At 50.5% G+C, this 22,793-nt stretch carries 17 protein-coding genes and 13 tRNA genes; 22 read left to right on the top strand and 8 right to left on the bottom strand.

Annotation, left to right across the window (positions count from 1 at the left end; genetic code table 11):
• Position 1 precedes the first annotated feature (1 nt).
• From ybgF to ACIDEJ_RS08435, 8 genes are all read left to right on the top strand, one after another.
• Positions 2–745, top strand: a complete 744-nt coding sequence (ybgF, locus tag ACIDEJ_RS08470; protein WP_411987640.1) for a tol-pal system protein YbgF — start codon at positions 2–4, stop codon at positions 743–745.
• A 156-nt stretch (positions 746–901) separates the two neighbouring features.
• Positions 902–977 (top strand) — tRNA-Lys (locus tag ACIDEJ_RS08465).
• A 27-nt stretch (positions 978–1,004) separates the two neighbouring features.
• Positions 1,005–1,080: transfer RNA gene (locus ACIDEJ_RS08460), tRNA-Lys, on the top strand.
• Positions 1,081–1,107: 27 nt separating this feature from the next.
• Positions 1,108–1,183: transfer RNA gene (locus ACIDEJ_RS08455), tRNA-Lys, on the top strand.
• Between the two features lie 33 nt (positions 1,184–1,216).
• Positions 1,217–1,292: transfer RNA gene (locus ACIDEJ_RS08450), tRNA-Lys, on the top strand.
• A 36-nt stretch (positions 1,293–1,328) separates the two neighbouring features.
• Positions 1,329–1,404: transfer RNA gene (locus ACIDEJ_RS08445), tRNA-Lys, on the top strand.
• A gap of 14 nt (positions 1,405–1,418) precedes the next feature.
• Positions 1,419–1,494: transfer RNA gene (locus ACIDEJ_RS08440), tRNA-Lys, on the top strand.
• 16 nt (positions 1,495–1,510) lie between these two features.
• Positions 1,511–1,586, top strand: a tRNA-Lys gene (locus ACIDEJ_RS08435).
• 129 nt (positions 1,587–1,715) lie between these two features.
• On the opposite strand, the gene ACIDEJ_RS08430 is transcribed toward ACIDEJ_RS08435, so the two are convergent.
• Together ACIDEJ_RS08430 and ACIDEJ_RS08425 are read right to left on the bottom strand one after the other, a co-directional pair.
• Positions 1,716–1,973, bottom strand: a complete 258-nt coding sequence (locus ACIDEJ_RS08430; protein ID WP_411987639.1) for a GrxA family glutaredoxin — start codon at positions 1,971–1,973, stop codon at positions 1,716–1,718.
• A 77-nt stretch (positions 1,974–2,050) separates the two neighbouring features.
• A complete protein-coding gene (locus ACIDEJ_RS08425; protein ID WP_411987638.1) occupies positions 2,051–3,808 on the bottom strand; it encodes a DEAD/DEAH box helicase family protein in 1,758 nt (585 codons plus the stop codon).
• 251 nt (positions 3,809–4,059) lie between these two features.
• Between ACIDEJ_RS08425 and pheS the strand changes: the two genes are divergently transcribed.
• From pheS to ihfA, 3 genes are read left to right on the top strand one after another with little or no spacing between them, the layout of a single operon-like run.
• Positions 4,060–5,040 (top strand): phenylalanine--tRNA ligase subunit alpha, encoded by a 981-nt coding sequence (gene pheS / locus ACIDEJ_RS08420; RefSeq protein WP_411987637.1) that lies wholly within the window; start codon positions 4,060–4,062, stop codon positions 5,038–5,040.
• A gap of 15 nt (positions 5,041–5,055) precedes the next feature.
• The gene (gene pheT, locus ACIDEJ_RS08415; protein WP_411987636.1) at positions 5,056–7,443 is read left to right on the top strand and encodes a phenylalanine--tRNA ligase subunit beta; all 2,388 of its coding nucleotides are present in this window, start codon (positions 5,056–5,058) and stop codon (positions 7,441–7,443) included.
• Positions 7,444–7,446: 3 nt separating this feature from the next.
• Positions 7,447–7,737: an integration host factor subunit alpha gene (gene ihfA, locus ACIDEJ_RS08410; RefSeq protein ID WP_212596358.1), complete on the top strand. Its 291-nt coding sequence runs from the start codon at positions 7,447–7,449 to the stop codon at positions 7,735–7,737.
• Between the two features lie 473 nt (positions 7,738–8,210).
• Here ihfA and ACIDEJ_RS08405 read toward each other — a convergent pair.
• The 3 genes from ACIDEJ_RS08405 to ACIDEJ_RS08395 all read right to left on the bottom strand — a co-directional run bounded on the left by ACIDEJ_RS08405 (position 8,211) and on the right by ACIDEJ_RS08395 (position 8,494).
• Positions 8,211–8,287: transfer RNA gene (locus tag ACIDEJ_RS08405), tRNA-Met, on the bottom strand.
• Positions 8,288–8,311: 24 nt separating this feature from the next.
• Positions 8,312–8,388 (bottom strand) — tRNA-Met (locus ACIDEJ_RS08400).
• A gap of 29 nt (positions 8,389–8,417) precedes the next feature.
• Positions 8,418–8,494 (bottom strand) — tRNA-Met (locus ACIDEJ_RS08395).
• Positions 8,495–8,732: 238 nt separating this feature from the next.
• On the opposite strand from ACIDEJ_RS08395, the gene rlmKL reads away from it, so the two are divergent.
• The 4 genes from rlmKL to rmf all read left to right on the top strand — a co-directional run bounded on the left by rlmKL (position 8,733) and on the right by rmf (position 15,077).
• The gene (rlmKL, locus tag ACIDEJ_RS08390) at positions 8,733–10,910 is read left to right on the top strand and encodes a bifunctional 23S rRNA (guanine(2069)-N(7))-methyltransferase RlmK/23S rRNA (guanine(2445)-N(2))-methyltransferase RlmL (RefSeq protein ID WP_411987635.1); all 2,178 of its coding nucleotides are present in this window, start codon (positions 8,733–8,735) and stop codon (positions 10,908–10,910) included.
• 14 nt (positions 10,911–10,924) lie between these two features.
• Positions 10,925–12,841 (top strand): ABC transporter ATP-binding protein, encoded by a 1,917-nt coding sequence (locus ACIDEJ_RS08385; RefSeq protein WP_411987634.1) that lies wholly within the window; start codon positions 10,925–10,927, stop codon positions 12,839–12,841.
• Between the two features lie 29 nt (positions 12,842–12,870).
• Entirely contained in the window at positions 12,871–14,721 is a 1,851-nt protein-coding gene (locus ACIDEJ_RS08380) for a DUF3466 family protein (RefSeq protein ID WP_411987633.1), read from the top strand.
• Positions 14,722–14,900: 179 nt separating this feature from the next.
• Complete coding sequence (gene rmf / locus ACIDEJ_RS08375) at positions 14,901–15,077, top strand: ribosome modulation factor (RefSeq protein ID WP_411987632.1); 177 nt, start codon at positions 14,901–14,903, stop codon at positions 15,075–15,077.
• 193 nt (positions 15,078–15,270) lie between these two features.
• Here rmf and fabA read toward each other — a convergent pair whose 3' ends face one another.
• Both fabA and ACIDEJ_RS08365 read right to left on the bottom strand, forming a co-directional pair.
• Positions 15,271–15,786, bottom strand: a complete 516-nt coding sequence (fabA, locus tag ACIDEJ_RS08370; RefSeq protein ID WP_411987631.1) for a bifunctional 3-hydroxydecanoyl-ACP dehydratase/trans-2-decenoyl-ACP isomerase — start codon at positions 15,784–15,786, stop codon at positions 15,271–15,273.
• 73 nt (positions 15,787–15,859) lie between these two features.
• The gene (locus ACIDEJ_RS08365) at positions 15,860–17,449 is read right to left on the bottom strand and encodes a Lon-insertion domain-containing protein (RefSeq protein ID WP_411987630.1); all 1,590 of its coding nucleotides are present in this window, start codon (positions 17,447–17,449) and stop codon (positions 15,860–15,862) included.
• A gap of 216 nt (positions 17,450–17,665) precedes the next feature.
• Between ACIDEJ_RS08365 and ACIDEJ_RS08360 the strand changes: the two genes are divergently transcribed.
• From ACIDEJ_RS08360 to ACIDEJ_RS08335, 6 genes are all read left to right on the top strand, one after another.
• Positions 17,666–17,756, top strand: a tRNA-Ser gene (locus ACIDEJ_RS08360).
• A 270-nt stretch (positions 17,757–18,026) separates the two neighbouring features.
• The gene (uvrY, locus tag ACIDEJ_RS08355) at positions 18,027–18,671 is read left to right on the top strand and encodes a UvrY/SirA/GacA family response regulator transcription factor (protein WP_411987629.1); all 645 of its coding nucleotides are present in this window, start codon (positions 18,027–18,029) and stop codon (positions 18,669–18,671) included.
• Positions 18,672–18,751: 80 nt separating this feature from the next.
• A complete protein-coding gene (gene uvrC / locus ACIDEJ_RS08350) occupies positions 18,752–20,581 on the top strand; it encodes an excinuclease ABC subunit UvrC (protein ID WP_411987628.1) in 1,830 nt (609 codons plus the stop codon).
• A gap of 47 nt (positions 20,582–20,628) precedes the next feature.
• Positions 20,629–21,177 (top strand): CDP-diacylglycerol--glycerol-3-phosphate 3-phosphatidyltransferase, encoded by a 549-nt coding sequence (gene pgsA / locus ACIDEJ_RS08345; protein WP_411987627.1) that lies wholly within the window; start codon positions 20,629–20,631, stop codon positions 21,175–21,177.
• Positions 21,178–21,318: 141 nt separating this feature from the next.
• Positions 21,319–21,394: transfer RNA gene (locus ACIDEJ_RS08340), tRNA-Gly, on the top strand.
• Between the two features lie 36 nt (positions 21,395–21,430).
• Positions 21,431–21,504 (top strand) — tRNA-Cys (locus ACIDEJ_RS08335).
• A 191-nt stretch (positions 21,505–21,695) separates the two neighbouring features.
• On the opposite strand, the gene ACIDEJ_RS08330 is transcribed toward ACIDEJ_RS08335, so the two are convergent.
• Positions 21,696–22,289 carry a hypothetical protein gene (locus ACIDEJ_RS08330; protein ID WP_411987626.1) on the bottom strand — a complete coding sequence of 198 codons (594 nt, stop codon included), beginning with the start codon at positions 22,287–22,289 and terminating at the stop codon, positions 21,696–21,698.
• 205 nt (positions 22,290–22,494) lie between these two features.
• Here ACIDEJ_RS08330 and ACIDEJ_RS08325 point away from each other — a divergent pair.
• The coding region (locus ACIDEJ_RS08325) for a transposase (protein WP_411987625.1) at positions 22,495–22,793 on the top strand (299 nt) is incomplete at its 3' end.

The raw sequence follows: 22,793 nt of genomic DNA, 5'->3' as shown, positions 1-22,793 counted from the left end.
TATGAACCCCCGACTAATTGCTGCAGCAATGTTGTTGCTTCCGTTATGGACTGCTTCAGCGGCCACCCCGGCACCCGTACAGGATTTGGGTGGCAGTATGGTCGCCAGCGATAGCGAGCGCATTGCGCGCCTGGAGCGGATCATTAAAGCCAAACAACAGGGTGAGTTTGAAATGCAGCAGCGCCTAGATGCGCTGCAGCAGGAAGTCCTCGATTTGCGTGGCATTGCCGAGCAGCAAAATTACCAGATTAATCAGATGTTGCAGCGTCAGCGCCAGTTATACGAAGAGATAAGCAAGTTGGGCACGCAGCCGCATGCTGAGGCGGCGGTAAGTGCGCCGACAGCACAAAGTGCCAGCGCCTCCCTGTCTGAAACCGACAGCTATCAACGTGCTGTGGATTTGGTCTTGAAAGAGCGCCGCTATGATGATGCCATTCCGGCATTCAAGGCGTTTATCAGCCAATACCCCAATTCGGGTTTTGCCGACAACGCCAATTACTGGCTGGGGCAACTCCTTTATAACAAAGGGGATTACACTCAGGCAAAGCTGGCCTTTGAAAATGTGGTGAATAACTTCAAGACATCGGGTAAACGTGCCGACAGCCTGGTTAAACTGGGGCTGATTGCGGAAAAAAGCCATGATAAAGCCACCGCGGCAACCCATTACCGCCAAGTGGTTAAAGAGTATGCAAACAGCGCTGCAGCAAGCATTGCCAAGCAGCAACTGGCGGCAATTAAACCATGATTTAACTAAAAAACATTCACCACGATGGTTTTTCATGCAAACAGGAAAAAAAGCGGAATTTTGGCTTGCATGAGAGACGGAAAGCGGTATTATAGGCGCCCACAACGCGGGGGAGCAGTTTTTGCTTGTTAGCGTTGTGGCGTTAATCGAAAAAACGGGTCGTTAGCTCAGTCGGTAGAGCAGTTGGCTTTTAACCAATTGGTCATAGGTTCGAATCCTATACGACCCACCATTTTCGTTAACCAAATAGCAAAGCAGTGGGTCGTTAGCTCAGTTGGTAGAGCAGTTGACTCTTAATCAATTGGTCATAGGTTCGAGCCCTATACGACCCACCACTGATTTGATATCGCAATGAATTTTGCGGGTCGTTAGCTCAGTCGGTAGAGCAGTTGGCTTTTAACCAATTGGTCATAGGTTCGAATCCTATACGACCCACCATCAAATCAGCATATACACGTAACATTCGATATTGGGTCGTTAGCTCAGTCGGTAGAGCAGTTGGCTTTTAACCAATTGGTCATAGGTTCGAATCCTATACGACCCACCATTGAATAGTTCGATGTACTGCAATGCAGCTTATTATGGGTCGTTAGCTCAGTCGGTAGAGCAGTTGGCTTTTAACCAATTGGTCATAGGTTCGAATCCTATACGACCCACCATATTCTATGAATGTGGGCCGTTAGCTCAGTTGGTAGAGCAGTTGACTCTTAATCAATTGGTCATAGGTTCGAGCCCTATACGGCCCACCACTTCATACCCCTCTATGGGTCGTTAGCTCAGTCGGTAGAGCAGTTGGCTTTTAACCAATTGGTCATAGGTTCGAATCCTATACGACCCACCATTATCTTTCCCGTTTTTCCTTGCATTCCCCCATATTTACCATGTCTCGGTAGTTGAGGCTTTTCTTGCGTTTACACTGCCCGAATAAAAAAGCACCCGCAGGTGCTTTCGTCAATAAACCTTGGCTGGATCAGAGCAGGGCGTGCTCACGAACATAGGCTTCAAATTCGGTACAACCACCGACATGGGCCTTATCAATAAAAATCTGCGGTACGGTTTCTACCGGTTTGCCAACGGTTTTTTCCAGATCGGCCTTGGTGATGCCCTCTTCATGGATATCAACGTACTTGAAGCTGAAATCATCCCGTTTTTCAGTTAATTGTTCAGACAATTGTTTGGCGCGAACACAATATGGACAGCCGGGACGGCCAAAAATTACAACGTGCATAATGACTCCCTTTCTTAACAATGCTGACGTTATAACACAGCGGCGTAAGTTGCAGAAGGGCTGGGGCGATACTTCTGCTAACTATGATGATTTTCTGTCTGGTAACGCCCTTGATAATCAAAAAATTTCTCCTGCAATTGCCATTGTTTGCCTTGCTTCCTTAGCAGCAGGAGGTCTGGTGCACGCAGTCTGTCAGCAAATTGCAGCAACTGGGCGACATTGGCAAACGGCGGAAATTTCATGCCGGGAGTGCGATCATGGGGATGCAGCAACAAGGCGAATAATGCCCGCCGTTGCGCGGTTGTTTGCAGTTGAAAATATTCATGAAACAGGTTGCCATCCACATCGGAATAGGTCACGACAAGCCTGGCGCCATCTGCCTGTAATTGCATCTGTTGCACCCTGAACAAGTGATGATGGCGTTGCGCCAATACCTCCTTGAGGCGTTTGTCAGGATCAAGCAGCTGTGAATGGCATTCACAGCACTCTTTAGCCGCAATGTCATTTTCCGCGCCGCAATCGGGACATATTCTGGCTCGAAAGCGGTAACTGCACTGTTGCGGGCGGGGGTTGCCACCCACCAGTCCCTGACAGCGCCGTCCAAAATGCTCCAGTATGTCACCGTCCTCTGTGGTTTTGCCCCAAAAGGTATTGGCAAAACCGCATGCAGGGCACTCCACCTGTACCGGCACCGTATCTGCTGCCGGGCGGGGCTGGGGAATTTGCGGGCTGTAAATGTCAAAACCGTTGGCGGCATAATCAATAATCAAGCACTCTTTTTTACCGTCACTGAGGCGCAAGCCCCGGCCCACCATTTGCTGGAACAGGGCGATGGATGCGGTCGGCCGCATAATGGCTATCAGATCCACATGGGGCGCATCAAATCCGGTGGTCAGTACCGCCACATTCACTAAAAATTTCAGCTGCCTGCTTTTGAATTTCAAAATGATCTCATCCCGCGCCTGGGCGGGCGTGGTAGCGGTAAGCAGCGCTGCATCCTCGGCGGGCAGATAGGATTGTATCTCGCGGGCATGGCGCACGGTGGCAGCAAAAATAATCACGCCCTGGCGACTTTTGGCCAACTGCAGCAACTGGCCCACAATGGCAACCGTGGCGCGGCCGCAATGATCTAACAGCGCATCCACGGCCGCTTCAGGATAATTGCCTTGGGGATCGGCCTGCAACTGACTGAAATCGTACTGGGCAGACAAGCCGTCCAGCAATTTTGGCGGCGTGAGATAGCCTTGCTTGATCAATGGCCGCAGGGGTAACTCGAAAATGCAATCATCAAAAAAGCCCTTTTCGGGATTTCCCACTTTGCCGTGGTAGTGACGTTTGTAAATCCAGCCGCTGCCTAGCCGGTAGGGGGTGGCGGTGAGCCCCAGCACATGCAGTGCGGGATTTCGCCGCTGTAAATGTTGCAACAGTTGTTGGTACTGGCTTTGATTGTCCAGGCCAATCCTGTGGCATTCATCGATAATCACCAAAGAGAAGGGCTGGTCAAACGCCTGTGGGTGACGGGCGGCAGACTGAATCCCCGCAACCACTGTTTTGCCGGTACTGAGTTTTTGCTTGAGCCCGGCAGAATAGATGCTGATGTTGTCGGTCAATAGGGCTGCTTTATCGGCATTTTGTGCCACCAGCTCTTTGACATGGGTCAAAATCAATACCCGGCCATGAGCAATGCGGGCCAGTTCGGCAATCACGATGCTTTTGCCCGCACCGGTGGGCAAGACGATAACGGCGCTGGAATGCTGGTGACGAAAGTAACTGACAGCGGCATCCACCGCTTGTTGTTGATAATCCCGTAACTGCAGGAAATCATCCTTGGACATGTGACATTCAAATGACTGAGAAATGATCACAGCATACCATATTGCCCCAAACTGACCGATGTCTCCCGATTCTTCGGGCAAAATTTAACAAACTTTTATGACTCAGTTGCTTCCGACAGTTTTTTGCTTTGATAAAATGGCCACTTTGCTGGTGAAATCCATATGATTAAAGTAAAATTTACCTCTTTTTTATATGATTAACGAAGATACCTTACACAGCCTGTAAAGGCTGGCATGCACTGGAAGGAAAGATGCAGCAGTTAACAGAGATCGTACAGCAGGCCTTAGCCGCCATCGATGGGGCCGATGATCTGAAAATTCTTGATGAAATCCGTGTCGATTATCTTGGCAAAAAAGGCAAGATCACCGACATGATGAAATTGATGGCCACATTGAGTCCGGCAGAAAAACCGGCATTTGGCCAACAAGTGAACCAGGCCAAACAACAAGTACAACAGTATTTGTCTGCCCGTCTTGATAAGCTCAAGGCCGCCGAGCTGGAAGCCAAACTGAGTGCTGAAACCATCGATGTTACCTTGCCAGGGCGCACACTGGGCAACGGCGGTTTGCATCCGGTAACGCGTACCATTGAACGTATCGAAGCCTTTTTCGGTGAATTGGGCTTTAGCGTGGTGCAAGGGCCAGAGGTGGAAGACGGTTATCATAACTTTGATGCGTTGAATATTCCGCCACATCACCCGGCACGTGCCGATCACGACACCTTTTACTTCAACCCTGAAGTGGTGCTGCGTACCCAAACCTCCGGTGTGCAAATTCGCACCATGGAAGTGGAAAAACCGCCATTGCGCATCATCTCCCCGGGGCGTGTTTATCGTAACGACTACGATATGACGCACACACCGATGTTCCATCAGGTTGAAGGGCTGATGGTGGACGAGAATGTCAGCTTCACCCAGTTGAAAGGCATTTTGCACGACTTTTTGCGTAACTTCTTTGAAGAGGATTTGGAGATCCGTTTCCGTCCATCCTACTTCCCCTTTACAGAACCTTCAGCCGAAGTGGACGTAAAAGGCAAAAATGGCTGGCTTGAAGTGCTTGGCTGCGGCATGGTGCATCCCAATGTGCTGCGCGGCGTAGGCATCGACCCTGAAAAATACTCCGGTTTTGCTTTTGGTATGGGCGTTGAGCGCTTAACCATGTTGCGCTATGGCGTAACTGATTTGCGTGCCTTCTTCGAAAACGACCTGCGTTTTCTTAAGCAATTCAAATAACGGAGTTTAACGATTATGAAATTCAGTGAATCTTGGCTTCGGGAATGGGTAAATCCCGCCATCAGCCGTGAACAGTTAGCCCAGCAAATCACCATGGCCGGGTTGGAAGTGGATGAAATCGCTCCGGTTGCCGGCGAATTTACCGGCGTGGTTGTCGGGGAAGTGGTTGCCTGTGCCCAGCATCCGGATGCGGACAAATTGCGTGTGACCCAGGTGAATGTGGGTGGCGAAGAGCTGTTGGATATTGTCTGTGGCGCCCCCAACTGCCGCTTGGGCCTTAAAGTGTGTGTGGCCACTGTTGGCGCCGTATTGCCCGGCAATTTCAAGATTAAAAAAGCCAAACTCCGGGGACAGCCTTCCCACGGCATGCTTTGCTCTTATAGTGAACTGGGCATTGATATTGAAAGCGACGGCATTATTGAACTGCCGCTGGATGCGCCTATCGGCACCAATGTGCGGGAATACCTGGATCTGGATGATGCGGTAATCGATGTGGATTTGACCGCCAACCGTGCCGATTGCCTGGGCATGGTGGGGATTGCCCGCGAAGTTGGCGTGCTTAACCGCCAAGAGGTTACCGAGCCCAGCTGGCAAGCCGTTACGGCCACTACCGATGCCAGCGTGGCGGTAAACGTGGTTGCCAAGGAAGCTTGCCCCCGCTATTTGAGCCGGGTGGTGAAAAACGTCAATGTGGGCGCTACAACCCCTGCATGGATGGTGGAAAAACTGCGTCGCAGCGGCATTCGCTCCATCGACCCGATTGTGGACATTACCAACTATGTGTTGGTGGAATATGGCCAGCCAATGCATGCGTTTGACTTGGCGCAGATAGACGGCGGCCTAACCGTTCGCTTTGCCGACGGCAAAGAGCGGCTGACCCTGCTTGATGGCAACGAAATTACCGTGCCGGCAGACACTTTGGTGATTGCGGATAACAGCAAAGCACTGGCATTGGCCGGCATTTTTGGGGGCCAGCACTCCGGGGTGTCGAGCGCCACTTGCGATATTGTGCTTGAATGCGCCTTCTTCGCGCCTTTGGCCATTATGGGGAAAGCCCGTAACCTGGGGCTGCATACTGATGCCAGCCACCGTTTTGAGCGGGGCGTTGATCCCCAGTTGCAGCACAAGGTCATGGATCGGGCCAGTCGCTTGATTTTGGATATCTGTGGCGGTGATGCCGGTGCGGTGATTGAAGCCAAAAGCGAAGCGTTCCTGCCAAAAGCGGCCGATATCAGCTTGCGCCGCAGCAAACTGGATAAATTGTTGGGGCACCACGTACCGGATGCGGATGTGGCCGAAATCCTCACCCGCCTTGGCTTCAACGTGAACATCACGGATGCCGGCTGGCAGGTTTCTACCGCCACTTACCGTTTTGATATGGCAATCGAAGAAGACCTGATTGAAGAGGTTGCCCGTATCTACGGCTATAACAGCATTCCGGATGTTGCGCCGTTGGCACGACTGAAGATGACCCAGCACCGGGAAGCCAGCATCTCCCTGGGAAAAGTGCGTGACTTGCTCACTGCCCGCGGTTTTCAAGAAGCCATTACCTACAGCTTTGTGGACCCCAAATTGCAACAGCAGGTGCATCCACAACAACAAGCACTGATTTTGCCTAACCCGATTTCCAGTGAAATGTCAGCCATGCGCCTGTCATTGTTCACTGGTTTGTTGGGCGCTGTGGGTTACAACCAGGCTCGGCAACAGGGGCGGGTGCGTTTATTTGAAACAGGTTTGCGCTTTGTGCCTGATCAAACAGCCGAAATGGGTGTTTTGCAGCAACAAGTGCTGGCAGCGGTGATTGCCGGGCCTCAAAGCGACGAACATTGGTCAGTAGAATCAAAAACCGTAGACTTTTTTGATCTTAAAGGGGATTTGGAAGCTATTATCGGCTTGACAGCATCGGACGCGGAATTTAGCTTTAGAAGCGCAACACATTCAGCCCTGCATCCAGGGCAATGTGCTGAAATTCTAAGAAATGATCAGGTTATTGGGGTTATCGGCGCTGTGCATCCGGCGCTGGAAAAAACCTTCGGATTAAACGGTAAAACCATCGTGTTTGAAGTGCAGCTGGATGCCTTGTTGGCCGGCTCGGTACCTCAGGCACAAGCCGTTTCCAAATATCCGGCTAACCGACGTGATATCGCCGTGGTTGTGGATGAGGCGGTCACTGTGGGTGATATCCTGTCAACAATAAAAAAAGTTGGCGGAAATCAGTTGGTTGGCATAAACTTGTTTGATGTATACCGAGGCAAAGGTGTTGAGTCTGGCAAGAAAAGTCTGGCGATAGCACTTACGTTACAAGATAACGCTCGTACCCTTGAGGAAAAAGAGATCAACGCGACCGTTGAGTCTGTGGTTTCTGTCCTTGAGTCCGAGTTCAACGCATCGTTGAGGGATTAAAGTATGGCACTTACCAAGGCCGAAATGGCAGAGCATCTTTTCGAAACTCTCGGAATCAATAAACGTGTCGCCAAAGACATGGTCGAAGCGTTTTTCGAGGAGATCCGGTTAGCGCTTGAAAATGGCGAACAGGTGAAATTGTCCGGCTTTGGCAATTTTGATCTGCGGGATAAAAACCAAAGACCTGGGCGTAATCCTAAAACCGGTGAAGATATTCCGATTTCAGCCCGGCGAGTGGTCACCTTCCGTCCTGGCCAGAAACTGAAAAGTCGTGTAGAAGCTGCTAATAAGTGATTAACGCATCCGCCGGCGGTAGCAGCCGTCGGCGTGATGCCAATCGCTGAAATGCCATGGAACAGGCCTGTAATATGCAGTGAAGACCATGTGCACAGCAGCAGTGCCGACCATCATGTATCAGGCTCATGTATTAGCCTCATGTATTGGATCATGCAAACGTGCCTTGAACGAATGCCAAAAGCCGACAATAAGTCGGCTTTTTTTATGGGTGCGGTTTGGTAACCATGATGGGGGGTTAGCCAACACCGCAGCAACGCTGCCAACGGCAGATGCACGATTTCTTTAGGCAACAACCGCGTGCTTTTGCTGAGAAAGGCTAAGTCATCGTAACGGGCACTGGATGAATTGATGAAGATGCCGAGGAGGGCGGTGAGGCCACAACTTGCTGCATTACTGAAAGCATGTTGAATATGGAACGCTGGCATCATGCCAATAAAATGAAAATGGGGAATTTACAACATAAGGTGAAGTGGTTGCGGGAGCTGGATTTGAACCAACGACCTTCGGGTTATGAGCCCGACGAGCTACCAGACTGCTCCATCCCGCGACTGCTTGGGTAATGTAATATCATTGGTTGCGGGAGCTGGATTTGAACCAACGACCTTCGGGTTATGAGCCCGACGAGCTACCAGACTGCTCCATCCCGCGACTGTAATGATATTACGCTTAGACATATTTGGTTGCGGGAGCTGGATTTGAACCAACGACCTTCGGGTTATGAGCCCGACGAGCTACCAGACTGCTCCATCCCGCGTCCGTCTAAGTGGGGCGCACTATATCCCTCTGATGCAGGCATTGCAAGGACAGCTTGGGAAAAAAAGTACAAGTGTACAAATTTGATACCGAAGCCGTTGGTCTTTTAGGCAAATGTTATCCGGGTGTTCCTGATTGCCTGTATCCTGAGCAGCTGCGCATCCAAGTGGTATCCACTTATCTTTTATGGCGTTGACAAGGTATAATGTCGCCCTTATCGAAATCGCTTGGTTGATTGCATGTTGAATTGTTTTGCCGCCGCGCCTAAAGGGTTTGAATATACGCTGGCACAAGAGATGCTGGCTCTTGGTGCAACCGATGTTAAAGAGTCCCAGGCAGGGGTGTATTTCTCTGCTTCATTGGAACAGGTGTACCGCATTGTGTTGTGGAGCCGCCTTGCCAGCCGGGTACTGGTGCTGTTGCAGCAAACCGGTTGCGAAACCGCTGAGCAACTATATGCTGCAGCGTATGCCATTGACTGGCCGTCTCATTTCAGTAATCGCCATACTTTCAGTATCGATTTTCATGGCATGGGCGGCTTTATCAACAACACCCAGTTCGGGGCGCTGAAAGTCAAGGATGCAGTGGCCGACCGTTTCCGCAATGCGGGGCTTAATCGCCCGGATGTGGAGCGGCACCAGGCCGATATCCGGATTGATGCCCATTACCGCAATAACCAGATCACCATCGCCTTGAATGTGTCGGGGCCGGCGTTGCACCAACGGGGATACCGGCAACAGACAGGCGAGGCGCCGCTCAAGGAAAACCTGGCTGCCAATATGCTGATGCGGGCCCAATGGGACAAGCAAACTCCCGTGGTGGACCCTTTTTGCGGCAGCGGCACTTTGCTGATTGAATCGGCCATGATGGCGGCAGACATGGCGCCGGGGTTACAGCGGCAACGCTTTGGCTTTGAAGCCTGGCAGCAACACGATGAAGCCTTGTGGCAACAGGTGCTGGATGAAGCCCACGCCCGTGCGGCCCTGGGCAAACGGCGGTGTGAAGTCCGTTTTTATGGCTCGGATATTGATTCCCGCATGGTGGCGCTGGCAAAGCGCAATGCCCAGAATGCCGGGGTTGCCGAGTTGCTTGAGCTTAATGTGGCCAATGCGGTGGATGTGGCGCCGCCGGCTGCGCAAGGCTTGCTGATTGCCAACCCCCCTTATGGCGAACGTCTTGGCAATGTAACCTCGTTACTGCAACTGTATTTCCAGTTTGGTGAACACCTCAAACAGGCTTTTGGCGGTTGGCAGGTGGCCTTGTTATGCAGCGAGCCCGAGCTGTTGTCGGCATTGAAGCTTAAAGCCGACAAGCAGCTGAAAATGTACAATGGTGCGCTGGAATGCGCGTTCAACCTTTATACCTTGCACGTAAAAACCCCACAGCGGGCCGCCGTGTTGGCACAGCATTCCGGTGAGGCCCTGAGCGACATTGCCGCATCGTTTGCCAATCGCATCAAGAAAAACCTGAAACAGCTGGAAAAATGGGCCAAGAAAGAAGGCATTGACTGTTATCGCCTCTATGATGCGGACATTCCCGAATACAATGTGGCGGTGGACAAATATCAGGATTATCTGGTCATCCAGGAATATGCCGCCCCGGCCTCCATTCCGGAGGCGGTAAGCAAGCGGCGCCTGACGGATATTTTGTTGTCGCTGCCTGGTGCTGCCGGGATCCCGGCGGACAATATCATCCTCAAAACCCGTGAGCGGCAAAAGGGCAGCAATCAATATCAGAAAATGGATGGAGAACGCCTGGAGCTGATTGGCAACGAATATGGCGCCCGTTTCAAGCTGAACCTGACGGATTATCTGGATACCGGCCTGTTTCTTGATCACCGCTTGATCCGCAAACTGGTGGGCAGCAAAGCCAAAAACCGGGACGTGCTGAATTTGTTTGCCTATACCGGCACCGCCTCGGTGCATGCCGGGCTGGGCGGCGCCAAGTCCGTGACCACCGTGGACATGTCCAACACCTATCTGGGATGGGCAAAAGACAATTTCACCCTCAATGGGCTGACCGGGCGCCAGTACCGTTTTGAGCAGGGCGACTGCCTGCAATGGATCCGTGATTGCCGGCAGAAATACGATCTGATTTTCATCGACCCGCCCACTTTTTCCAACTCCAAGCGCATGGAAGATTCCTTTGACGTGCAGCGGGATCATGTGCAGTTGCTACTGTCGTTATCCCGTTTGCTCAATCCGGGCGGCGAGATTGTCTTTTCCAACAACAAACGCAAATTCAAGATGGATATGGACGCGCTGCAAGCGGCGGGCCTTTGCGTGGAAAACCTGGATGAGCGCATGTTGCCACAGGATTTTCGCCGTAATCCCCATATCCACAATACCTGGCTGCTGCACAGTAATGCCGCGCCAGTATCGCAAGATTTCGCCTGGCCCGGACAAGCCAAGCAGTAAAACAGGAGTATGTTTTGAGTCTGGTTCGTATTAATAATGGCTCGTTGGCCTATGGGTATATTCCGTTACTGGAACATGGGGATTTCACCATTGAGCCCGGCGAGCGGGTGTGTATTGTGGGTCGTAATGGCGCCGGGAAATCCAGCCTGCTCAAAGTGATTAGTGGCGATGTGATCCTGGATGATGGCGAATTCAATATTGCCGCTGATGTAAAAGTCAGCCGCCTGCAGCAAGACCCTCCCAAAGCGGAAAATGGCACGGTTTACCGTTACATTGCCGGTGGTTTGGCGGATGTGGGTGAGTTGTTAGAGCAATACCATGAATTGTCCGTCAACATCGCTTCAATGACCGGGGACGCATTGCAACAGGGGCTTAGCCGCCTGGCAAGGTTGCAAGAGCAGCTGGATCAGCAAGATGGCTGGACCCTGGACTCGCGCATTTTGCAAACCTGCAAGATGCTGGGGCTGGATGACAAGACCCGTTTGGCGGAACTGTCCGGTGGCTGGCAACGCAAGGTGGCACTGGCCCGGGCCTTGGTCTGTGAGCCAGATTTGTTACTGCTGGATGAACCGACCAACCATCTGGATATTGACACCATTGAATGGCTCGAAAATTTTCTGCTGGGCTTTAAAGGTGCCATTGCGTTTATCAGCCATGACCGTGGCTTTATCCAGCGCATGGCCACCCGGATTGTGGATCTGGATAGGGGCGTTGTGACCTCCTGGCCTGGCAATTACCAGCAGTATCTGGCGGGCAAACAGGAATGGTTACGGGTTGAGGAAGAAAAGAACGCCCAATTTGATAAAAAACTGGCGGAAGAGGAAACCTGGATCCGTCAGGGCATTAAAGCCCGCCGCACCCGTAATGAAGGGCGGGTGCGGGCACTGAAGGCCTTGCGCATGGAACGGCGGGCGCGGATTGAGCGCCAGGGCAATGCCAGCATGAATGTCAGTGATGCAGATCGCAGCGGCAAACTGGTCTTTGAAGTGAACGAGCTCAACTACCGTTGGGCCGACAAGGATTTGGTCAGGGACTTCAGTACCCGGGTGATGCGTGGCGATCGTATCGCCCTGATTGGCCCTAATGGTTGCGGCAAGTCCACGTTAATCAAACTGCTGATTGATAAGCTCACACCGCAAAGCGGCAGCGTGAGGGTCGGAACCAAGCTGGAAATCGCTTATTTTGATCAGTACCGCGAAGCCCTGGATGAAGAAAAAACCGTTGAAGAAAACGTGGGCGAGGGCAAAAGCACCGTCACGGTGAACGGTAAGGATCGGCATATCCTCAGTTATCTGCAGGACTTTTTATTTTCACCCGCCCGAGCCAGAACGCCCGTTAAGGCATTGAGCGGTGGTGAGAAAAACCGTTTGTTGCTGGCACGTTTGCTGCTGCGGCCGGCCAATCTCATCATTCTGGACGAACCCACAAATGATCTTGATATTGAGACACTTGAATTGTTAGAGTCTCTGCTCATAGAGTATCAGGGAACCTTATTGCTGGTCAGTCACGACCGTGCCTTTATTGATAACACAGTCACCAGCTCCTGGTGGTATGCAGGCAATGGTCGCTGGAGCGAATATGTGGGAGGCTACCAGGATGCGGTGGCTCAGGGCGCAAGATTCTATCGGGAAGTGACGGAACCAGACACCTTGGCACCTGTCCAACAAAACACGCCGTCGGTAAAGCCTGCCCAGGAAAAACCCCAGGTGAAAAAGTTGTCCTACAAACTGCAGCGGGAGCTGGACGCACTGCCCGGATTGATGGAACAACTGGAGCAGGACATCACCACATTGCAGCAGCAGGCCAATGAGCCGGATTTTTATGCTCAGGCGCAGAGTGTGGTTGCCGAGCAGTTGCAACTGTTGGCAGATAAAGAACAACAGTTGGAGCAGTGCTTCGGTCGCTGGGAAGAACTCGAGTCAATGAAATAAGCCAGAATAACAACACGGGAATAAATTGCATGAAGTTGAATAGTACGCTGTCATTAGTTGCACTAAGCGTTGTCAGTGTTTTGCAGGTTGCCTCTGCTGCCCCTGTTTATGAAATCGTTAACATCGATGATGCGGATGTGAACGGCACTTTAGTCGGTACCGCTAATGGTTATGGTCAGAGTATTAATGCCAACAACGCGTTAGTGGGCGTTTCCCGCGGACGAACCAATCTCAATACCGGCGACATCACCGGTGATGAAAGCGTGATTGACCTGGAAGACGCGATTGGTACCGATCAGAGCATTACCTATTCAACCACCACGGAAATCACCGGTAACAGCTTCAGTTTTCATGCACTGGAAAACGATGCATCCACCCCTTGGCAGCCTACCTTTGAAAGTGTCAATGGCAGTATTGCCCCAGCGGATGTCACAGACGATCAGCATAACAGCATTGATAGCTACTTTTTTGATATCAACGATAACGGCGTTCGTGTCGGTGCCATGAGTGCGCCACAAAAAACCATGCCTTATGGTGGCAGTGTTGCAGGCATCGACTACTGGTATTACCGGGATTATGAGCAACGCGGGTTTGTGAAAGCGGGGGCGGATGCAACGGAAATCGCATTGGTGCCCGTTTATACCCAATACACCAACAGTGATGGCAAGACGGTCAATGTGGGTGGCATGTCACTGGCCACTGCCATTAACCAGAATAACCTTATCAGCGGTTATGGCAGCATTGCCCTGAGCTCTTATGGTGAAAGTTTGGTCAGTGGCTGTATCAACAATGACAGTGATACCAGCCCAATGGACATTTGCGTTCAGGCCAATCAGTTCCCAAGCACCAGCACCGGCAGCAGTTACATCCAATATAAAACCCGGGCCATGGTGTGGCAGTACAATGCCGATGGCTCGGTAACGCCAACCGAGCTACCGCTGGGGCTGAATGCAGGAGACTCCAGTGATACCTTTACCGCTCAGGGATTGGGCATTAATGACGCCGGTGTGGTGGTAGGGCGCTCCCACGTATACCGTTATGGGGATTCGGACAATCTCTATTACGATGCAGCCTTCTGGCGCGCCAACGAAGATGGTGCCTATGAATATCATTGGGTGCCGGTGGTGGATAATGACGTACTAAGCTCAATTGCTTATGGCGTCAATAACGCCGGGATTATTGTGGGCAGTTACAAAAAATATATTGATGGCTACCAGCGGGACAAGTTCTTTGTTTATGACAGCAATACCCCGGACAGCAAGCCGGTAACCCCTAATGATTTTTATGCTTACAGATCGGATTTATCCAGCCGTGCCAAAGACATCAACAACCAAGGGCAGGTTGTAGGTTACATTGAAGTGTCGGAAGAGAAACAGTTGCCACGGCCCAAAGATGCCTTCCTGTATGATGTCAACACCAGCGAGTTTAATGATTTGAACAACTTGCTGACATGCCCATCAAAAGGTTATGAAAAAGACACTGATGGCAACTGGAAAAAGCATCAATTTACCGTAACCGATGCCACCGGCAACACGCTTACCTATACTGCGGATATCCGGGTTGTGGAAGCTAACAAGATTAATGAAGAAGGCAGCATTGCGGCCACGGCATTTGTGAGAAAACCGGTATACCAAACGGACACCAGTGGTAATTTGCTGCTGGATGACAACGGTAATCCCACCTTCAAGCTCGATGGTGCCGGTAATCCGGTGACCAGTTATTTGCCGCGCATGGTGGTGCTGAAACCCACCAATTCTGGAGTGAGCTGTGATGCAACGGATGATTCAGACAGCAGTAATGCACCTTACTCGCGCCAAGGTGCTGCGCTGTGGGGCTGGATATTCCTGCTGCCGTTGCTGTGGTTGCGCCGGCGTAAATAGGCGTTGAATTGAATGGCAAAAATGGCACCTTCGGGTGTCATTTTTTTTCAAATGTTCTCAATTGTTTAATAATTAAGAGGCTATAATCAAAAATTTTTTGATTGATTTGTGAGCAGAAAAGTTCTATTCATGTACAGGAGCCGTTGGCTTTTGTATGGAATAGAACAGAGGATACTTGCATGAAGAGACAAAAACGGGATCGCTTAGATCGCGCCTTTTCCAAAGGATTCCAAGCTGGTGTTGGGGGTCGCTCCAAAGATGTTTGTCCGTACTCGAATCTTGACTCCCGTTCCCAGTGGCTTGGAGGCTGGCGTGAGGGAGTTGATGGCCGCTTGAAGGGTCTGTTCAATAAATAATGAGCCAATTGCCCTCGGATGAGGGCATTTTTATGGGGATAACCCGGTCAGCGAAAAGGCTGTACCATACAACGCATAACGACATGGTTGAAGGCTAGAACACAGCTCGGCTCACAACTGTTTTGTGTTGCAAGCCGTTGGTGACAAGATTAAGCGTTGTTGCGACACATGGACATCATGCCGTCAGTGGGCTTCAGAAGGTTGAGGTATCGCTGAACACGCCCACTTTCAGATCATTTGCCACGTAGATTTCACGCCCATCCACAAACAGTGAGGCATCGGCAATGCCCATGACCAATTTGCGGTTAATGGTACGTTTCAAATGCAGGTGATAAGTGACTTTTTTGGCACTTGGCAAAATTTGTCCGGTAAATTTCACTTCACCCACGCCCAGTGCCCGGCCTTTACCTTTGGAACCCTGCCAAGCTAGGAAAAAGCCCACCAACTGCCACATTGCATCCAGCCCCAGACAACCTGGCATGACGGGATCATCGACAAAGTGGCAGCCGAAAAACCATAAATCAGGGTTGATATCCAGTTCAGCGATAATTTCGCCTTTACCGTAACGGCCACCATCGTCGTTGATCGTCAGCACCCGATCAACCATCAGCATGTTATTTACCGGAAGGCGTGGGGCATCTTTCCCGAAGATTTCACCATAACCGCAGGAAACGAGTTCATCTTTGCTGTAACTGTTCGATTTTGTCATTGTTGTAACCACATCTCATACAAGTGCAGCCAGATTAGCGAACAGTTGTAAGCTAAACAACTCCGATCAGCGCTTAATTCCGCATAAATAGTAGTTTGCCGAGCAAACGGGTGAAAATTCCTGGCCGATCTTCCGTATTGCCGGCCAAACGATCCAGTCGTTGCTGCACCATGGCGTAAAGTGTATCGGCGGGGAAATCACCTTCCTTGTCCGCACTGCCGGCGGTTTTTCCCATCAGCAACGTCACGGCCTGATCCACATGGGTGATTTCATAAAGATGGAACTGCCCGGCGGCCACCGCCTCGATGATCTCTGACGGCAGGTTCAATTGCTGTATATTAGAGCGCGGCATGATGACACCTTGGTGACCTGTCAGTTTGCGGCGGGCACAAAGATTGAAAAAACCTTCAATTTTTTCATTTACGCCACCAATGGCCTGCACATTCCCGAATTGATCCAGCGCACCGGTGACAGCCAGTCCCTGGGCAATGGGCTGCTCGGCAATGGCGGAAATCAAGCTGCAATACTCTGCCAGTGAGGCACTGTCGCCATCAATTTCCTGGTAGGACTGTTCAAACACGATATTGGCATTCAGGTGCAAGGGTTCATCCCGGCCGAACACCCGGTACAGGCATCCTGAGAGGATCATCATGCCTTTGGCGTGGATGTTGCCGCCCAGCTCCGATTTGCGTTCAATATCGGCCACCTCACCATCGCCATAATGCACGGAGGCGGTAATGCGTGCAGGTTCGCCATAGCAATAGTCACCGGAGTCGATAACGGTCAGGCCATTTATCTGTCCTATCATTTCACCGTCGGTGGGCAGGTAAATGAACTTGTCATCCACGTTCTGGAAAGACATCACTTCCTGGCTGTTATGGCGTAATTTCCGTTGCTGTAACGCCTGGGCAATACTGCATCCGCTGATGGCCGCTGAACCGGCATAATGGGCCGCTTCCGTGAGCAGCTGGCTGATGTCCTTGGAGGCCAGCGATAGCCGCTGTTGGTGTTCTGTCAGTTTGCTGGCGTAGGTAAGCAGTGGCTGCAGGCTGTCCGGTTGTAAAGACAGCTGGCACAGTGCGGCCACTTGTTGTAACCATTTAAGATAATCCGCTAACGGCACCTGTTGCCGGTCCACCTCAAAGGCCACTTCACCATATAAAGGGACATTGTCGGCAAAGGAACGCTCGCTGCTAATTAAGTCGCCATAATAGGCGGCAGGGCCGATTAACACCACTTTTGCCTGCAGCGGCTGCCATTGTTCTTGATGGCTAAACCCGCGCTGCGCCAAGGCATCCAGCAGCAAGTCCCATAAATTATCGCGTTTTAACAGCGATTCAATGCATAGATACAACAATTGGGGCTTGGCCAATTCGCCGGGATGTTTGTCATGACCGAACAGCTGGGCCCGCAGAATGCGGCCTTGCAGGTAATGGCTTGGCAAGCCGCTCTGCCGGGTGAGGGCCTGAAGCAGGCCGGGACGGTGGATGCCAGGGAAATCGGCAAGATACATGGCTTGGTGGTGTTTATCCTGCAACAGGGTAAATGCATCAAGCAGGCGTTGCTGCTGCAATAACAGGTCGCTACCGTCACTAATGGTGGGCAATTGGGGATTTTCAAACACCGGGGCTAATTGGTTAGCGTTGATCAAACTTGGATTCATTATTGTCGGACTTCGGTTGGCCGGACGGATGATTAATGGTGCAATTTTATCACAGAGTCAATTTTAGCAGCAGCGATAATCCGTTCCCCGGTGCTCATTTAGGGGTGAAAAACATGCAATTTTGCCGCAGTTGCGCAGCTTTTGAGCGAGAACACATAATATCTAAAAATAAAGGTTTACAAGGGAATAGGGAGCTTATAATATTCGCTCCGTTCCGGAGGGGTGGCAGAGTGGTTGAATGCACCGGTCTTGAAAACCGGCATGGGTTTATAGCCCATCCAGGGTTCAAATCCCTGCTCCTCCGCCATATTTGAGAGCCCGCTGATAATTCAGCGGGCTTTTCTCATTTTCATTCCGTTTTTCTGCAAGTTATCCAGTTTATCCTTTTTCGTTGCCCTCTCATCAACAGATATTATGTTGTAGCGGTAAAGATATTTCAGCGCGGACAAGATTAACATTCGTTATTAATCATAAGCTTAACTTTAACTTTCTTTCGTTTGCAATATCAGCTAAATTACTCTTGACTGTATCCGGCCGGGTATTCCCCCACGGCCAAAAACAACAAGGTGGGTTAACGTTGATTTCAGTGTACTTGGTAGATGACCATGAGCTGGTTAGAACCGGGATCCGCAGAATTTTGGAGGATGAAAAAGGGATCAGGGTGGTCGGTGAGGCCAGTGATGGCGAAAATGCCGTGCAGTGGTGCCGACAAAATGAAGCCGATGTCATATTGATGGACATGAATATGCCGGGTATCGGTGGACTGGAAGCCACCAAAAAGATTTTGCGCTACCAGCCGCAAGCGCGGATCATTGTGCTGACCATTCACTCTGAAGATCCGTTCCCGACAAAGGTGATGCAGGCTGGTGCTTGCGGGTACCTGACCAAAAGTGCCCGGCCGCCAGAAATGTTGCAGGCCATTCGTCAAGTGGCCGCCGGGCAGCGTTATTTATCTCCTGAGATTGCCCAGCAAATGGCGCTCAGCCAAGTGACCCAAACCGATGAAAATCCCTTCAAGGCGTTGTCTGAGCGTGAACTGCAGATCATGCTGATGATTACCAATGGGGAGAAGGTCAATGACATTTCAGAGCAGTTGAGTCTCAGTCCCAAAACCGTCAACTCTTACCGTTACCGCCTGTTTGCCAAATTGGGCATTAATGGTGACGTGGAGTTGACCAAATTGGCCATTCGTTACAAAGTGCTTGATGCGGGGCAGTTTTAATCTCACATCCGTTATATTCCGATGGGGTCGCCGCCAATGGCGAGCCTCATCCAGCCGAGGTGGTGCGCTAAAGCCTAGTCATGTCTCAGTCGTTTAATGCCGCAACATTCTTGAAAAATCTGACTTCCGAGCCAGGGGTTTATCGCATGTATGATAGCCAGGGCACGGTGATTTATGTGGGTAAGGCCAAAGACCTCAAAAAAAGGGTTTCCTCTTATTTCCGTAAGCATTTACCTAATATCAAGACTCAGGCACTGGTATCCCATATTGCCCAAATTGACGTGACGTTAACCCACAGCGAAGCTGAAGCGCTGATCCTGGAAAACGACTATATCAAGCGCTATCAGCCACGTTATAACGTGCTGCTACGGGATGATAAATCCTACCCCTACATTTTACTGAGCCAGCACCGACACCCCCGGCTGGCGTACCATCGGGGGCCTCAGCGGGAAAAAGGCCAATATTTCGGCCCTTATCCCAATGGCGGTGCGGTCAGGGAAAGCCTGCATCTGATGCAAAAGCTGTTTCCCATCCGCCAATGTGATGACGTGTACTACAAGGCTCGCTCCCGTCCGTGCCTGCAATATCAACTCAAGCGTTGCAGTGCGCCGTGCGTGAATAAAATTTCCGATGAGGCTTATCAGGAACAGGTAAAACTGGCGACATTGTTCCTCAAAGGGAAAGATCAACAGGTGATTGCCAGCCTGGTAGGCAAGATGGAACAGGCCGCAGCCACACAACACTATGAGATGGCTGCACAATTTCGCGATCAGATCATGGCGTTACGGCGGGTGGCAGAGCAGCAGCAGGTGTCTTCCTCTCGGGGGAACATGGATGTGATAGGGGTGCATTACGCCTCTGGTATTGCCTGCTTTCACCTGTTGTTCATTCGCGAAGGCAAAATCTTTGGCAGCCGCAGTTATTATCCCGCTGTTCCTGCTGCCACTGAGCTTACCGAAGTGTTACGGGCTTTCATGCTGCAGTTTTACTTGAATACCGATGTGCACCGCATCCTGCCCCAGGAGATCCTTATCAGTGAACATTTTGAGGCGCTGGAAGAGCTCACTACCGTATTGTTTGAGGCCCTGGCCAAAAAAGTCACCATCAAGACCAATGTCCGGGGCGAGCGAGCCGGGTATCTGCGGCTGGCACAAACCAACGCCCATAATGCGGTGCTGACCAGATTGAGCCACCGCAATACGGTGGAGCAACGCTTTTTGTTACTGGAAGAAACCCTGGCGCTATCCACACTGGTACAGCGTATGGAATGTTTTGATATCAGCCACACCATGGGCGAAAGCACCGTGGCATCCTGCGTTGTGTTTAACCGGGAAGGCCCACAGAAATCCGAGTATCGTCATTTCAATATCAAAGGGATCACCCCCGGGGATGATTATGCCGCCATGGAGCAGGCACTGGCGCGGCGCTTTGATAAAATTACCGACGATGCCAAAATCCCGGATATCGTGTTTATTGATGGCGGGCTGGGGCAGTTGCGCATGGCACAAGCGGTGGTCAATCGTAAATTCAAGCTCCGCGGCAACAAGCCCTTATTGATTGGGGTGGCAAAAGGGGAGAGCCGTAAACCGGGGTTGGAAACCCTGATCCTGGCAGACTCGGAAACCAGTTTTAATCTGCCGGATGATTCAGAGGCTTTGCACCTTATTCAGCATATTCGTGATGAATCCCACCGCTTTGCGATTACCGGGCATAGAAACCGTCGGCAGAAAACGCGCAATACCTCAACCCTGGAAGCCATTCCCGGCATCGGGCCCAAGCGCCGTAAAGCATTATTGCAGTATTTGGGGGGCTTGCAGGAAGTGAAAGGTGCCAGTATCAGTGAATTGGCCAAGGTGCCGGGGATCAGCCCAGAAATGGCGCAAACAATTCATGATGCGTTGCGAGACTAAACAAAATAGGGCAAGATTGTCGGTGCAGACAATAACGTGGTTTTATCATGCCTTTCAATCTCCCCATCGCCTTGACCTGGTTCAGGTTGTTCCTGTTACCAGTATTCGTATTGGTTTTTTATCTTCCTTATAGCTGGACCCATTTTTTAGCGGCATTTGTGTTTTGGCTGGCGGCCATTACGGACGCACTGGATGGTTATGCCGCCAGAAAACTACAACAATCAACGCGATTTGGAGCTTTTCTTGACCCGGTAGCCGATAAATTAATGGTAACCACCGCACTGGTGTTACTGGTGGAGCAATATAACAGCCCTTGGCTCACATTGCCGGCACTGTTCATGATTGGCCGTGAGATAGTGATTTCCGCGCTGCGGGAATGGATGGCTGAAATCGGTAAACGCGGCATAGTGGCCGTGTCATGGATTGGCAAATACAAAACCGCCGCTCAAATGGTGGCCATCATTGGCTTGATTTGGCAAACCGGCCCCATCATGATCATGTCAGCTTACGTGCTGTTATATATTGCCGCCTTGCTGACATTTTGGTCGATGATCAATTACATCAAGGCTGCCTGGAGTGATTTGACTGCGGGTTGATGTGAGGTGCTGCACGAAACAGCGCCAACAAGCCTAATTAGTGGGCAAGCAGGCTGTTATCATTGATTTCTGCGTTGACAGCCCGGGGTAAATCAGTAGAATGCCAACCCGTGGAAACGCAAGGCTTCCATCAAAATCAAGGCGACATTAGCTCAGTTGGTAGAGCGATACCTTGCCAAGGTATAGGTCACCGGTTCGAACCCGGTATGTCGCTCCAATATCTTGCATCAGCACGATATTGGCAGTAAGAAAAGGCGCGATGGCAGAGTGGCTATGCAGCGGATTGCAAATCCGTGGACCTCGGTTCGACTCCGGGTCGCGCCTCCATTTTTATCCTTCAAGTAAACATCTCAAAAACTTTTCAATAAATTGCTCCGTTGGGTGCCGTTTAATGGAATTTTTACCATATCGTTTATGCAGCCAGTCCTCCGGCGTTGTAAGCACTCTCTGCTGTACTAGCTCAGACCCACCTCGTTATTGAATTTTATTCTTGCAACAACGAGGCGGACCATACACTTTTACGGGTTTAATTTTGCTTTCTCGTATCGATTCTTGATTCGAGCGACCCAAGTTTTAGTGTCTTCAGAGTTAACGCCATTCAAATATTCATCAAACATTTGAATGGCAGTATTACTACCATCTAATCTGGTTTCTAATTCCAATATTAGTTTGTTCCAGCCAGCTAACATTACTGAGTCGTCAACATATATAAACCAATCTAAGCATTCATCAAAGACATAAAATTGGCTAATTGAATAATCAATTTTTGATTCATAATTGGATAGCTCCGGCCAATTAAGAGGAAGCTTAATAACAACCCTTGGTAAGGGTTGACCAAGTTCATTCAATTCTCTAAAAGCCCAAGCAATATATATATCACTTGTGTTTGACCAATTTTCGATGACCTCTTTTAGTGCTAAAAATGTATTCTTATCTATCCAAGAATTCCTACCAAATTCGTATTCTTCATTTTCATGCCATATGAGCGCACACATTCCATCTTTTAATGGGAATTCAGGAAATGGATGAACATCTTCTGGAAAGTATTCATTTTTAATCTTCGTTAACAAATCTTCAACAATTACTGTCTCTTTTTCATCCGAAATAATCATTTTTTTACCTCAGGATACCTAATGGCGTTGTTGCCTAAATCGAATTGAACCATTTTGTTCATCTGCGATCTGATCGTGAAAGCTTACAATCAGGTCGCATCATGGGCACAGCCAAGGGCAAAATCGGCTTTGTTTCCTAAATCGGTTGAACTAAAACGGTAGCCGCTGATCTGATCGGCATAACCTATCAACTAACCCCTTAACCGTGCCAAAACTTCGCTATAAAATAACTAACTGGAAGCAATACAACCAAGCCCTAATCAATCGTGGCTCGCTGACCTTCTGGATTGATGAGGACGCTATCGCCCAGTGGAAAGCCAAGGCCGAGCAACTTGGAAAAGGTCGCCCTCGCGTATTTAGCGACTTAGCCATTACCACAGCGCTGATGGTTAAACGTGTTTTCGCTATGCCACTGCGAGCGCTGCAAGGCTTTATTAATTCGGTATTTCAACTAGCCCAGGTACCACTTACTTGCCCACATTATACTTGCATCAGCAAACGTGC

Origin of the sequence: Shewanella mytili, from assembly GCF_046765975.1 — a bacterium.
In the GTDB taxonomy this organism is placed as follows: domain Bacteria; phylum Pseudomonadota; class Gammaproteobacteria; order Enterobacterales; family Shewanellaceae; genus Shewanella; species Shewanella mytili.
This window is presented reverse-complemented; position numbering and strand designations above follow the sequence as displayed.

What these genes read in the sequence shown, in the direction of transcription:
- ybgF (WP_411987640.1), top strand. Translation starts at nt 2, where the DNA reads ATGAACCCCCGACTAATTGCTGCAGCAATGTTGTTGCTTCCGTTATGG.
- ACIDEJ_RS08430 (WP_411987639.1), bottom strand. Translation starts at nt 1,973, where the DNA reads ATGCACGTTGTAATTTTTGGCCGTCCCGGCTGTCCATATTGTGTTCGC.
- ACIDEJ_RS08425 (WP_411987638.1), bottom strand. Translation starts at nt 3,808, where the DNA reads ATGTCCAAGGATGATTTCCTGCAGTTACGGGATTATCAACAACAAGCG.
- pheS (WP_411987637.1), top strand. Translation starts at nt 4,060, where the DNA reads ATGCAGCAGTTAACAGAGATCGTACAGCAGGCCTTAGCCGCCATCGAT.
- pheT (WP_411987636.1), top strand. Translation starts at nt 5,056, where the DNA reads ATGAAATTCAGTGAATCTTGGCTTCGGGAATGGGTAAATCCCGCCATC.
- ihfA (WP_212596358.1), top strand. Translation starts at nt 7,447, where the DNA reads ATGGCACTTACCAAGGCCGAAATGGCAGAGCATCTTTTCGAAACTCTC.
- rlmKL (WP_411987635.1), top strand. Translation starts at nt 8,733, where the DNA reads ATGTTGAATTGTTTTGCCGCCGCGCCTAAAGGGTTTGAATATACGCTG.
- ACIDEJ_RS08380 (WP_411987633.1), top strand. Translation starts at nt 12,871, where the DNA reads ATGAAGTTGAATAGTACGCTGTCATTAGTTGCACTAAGCGTTGTCAGT.
- rmf (WP_411987632.1), top strand. Translation starts at nt 14,901, where the DNA reads ATGAAGAGACAAAAACGGGATCGCTTAGATCGCGCCTTTTCCAAAGGA.
- fabA (WP_411987631.1), bottom strand. Translation starts at nt 15,786, where the DNA reads ATGACAAAATCGAACAGTTACAGCAAAGATGAACTCGTTTCCTGCGGT.
- ACIDEJ_RS08365 (WP_411987630.1), bottom strand. Translation starts at nt 17,449, where the DNA reads ATGAATCCAAGTTTGATCAACGCTAACCAATTAGCCCCGGTGTTTGAA.
- uvrC (WP_411987628.1), top strand. Translation starts at nt 18,752, where the DNA reads ATGTCTCAGTCGTTTAATGCCGCAACATTCTTGAAAAATCTGACTTCC.
- pgsA (WP_411987627.1), top strand. Translation starts at nt 20,629, where the DNA reads ATGCCTTTCAATCTCCCCATCGCCTTGACCTGGTTCAGGTTGTTCCTG.
- ACIDEJ_RS08330 (WP_411987626.1), bottom strand. Translation starts at nt 22,289, where the DNA reads ATGATTATTTCGGATGAAAAAGAGACAGTAATTGTTGAAGATTTGTTA.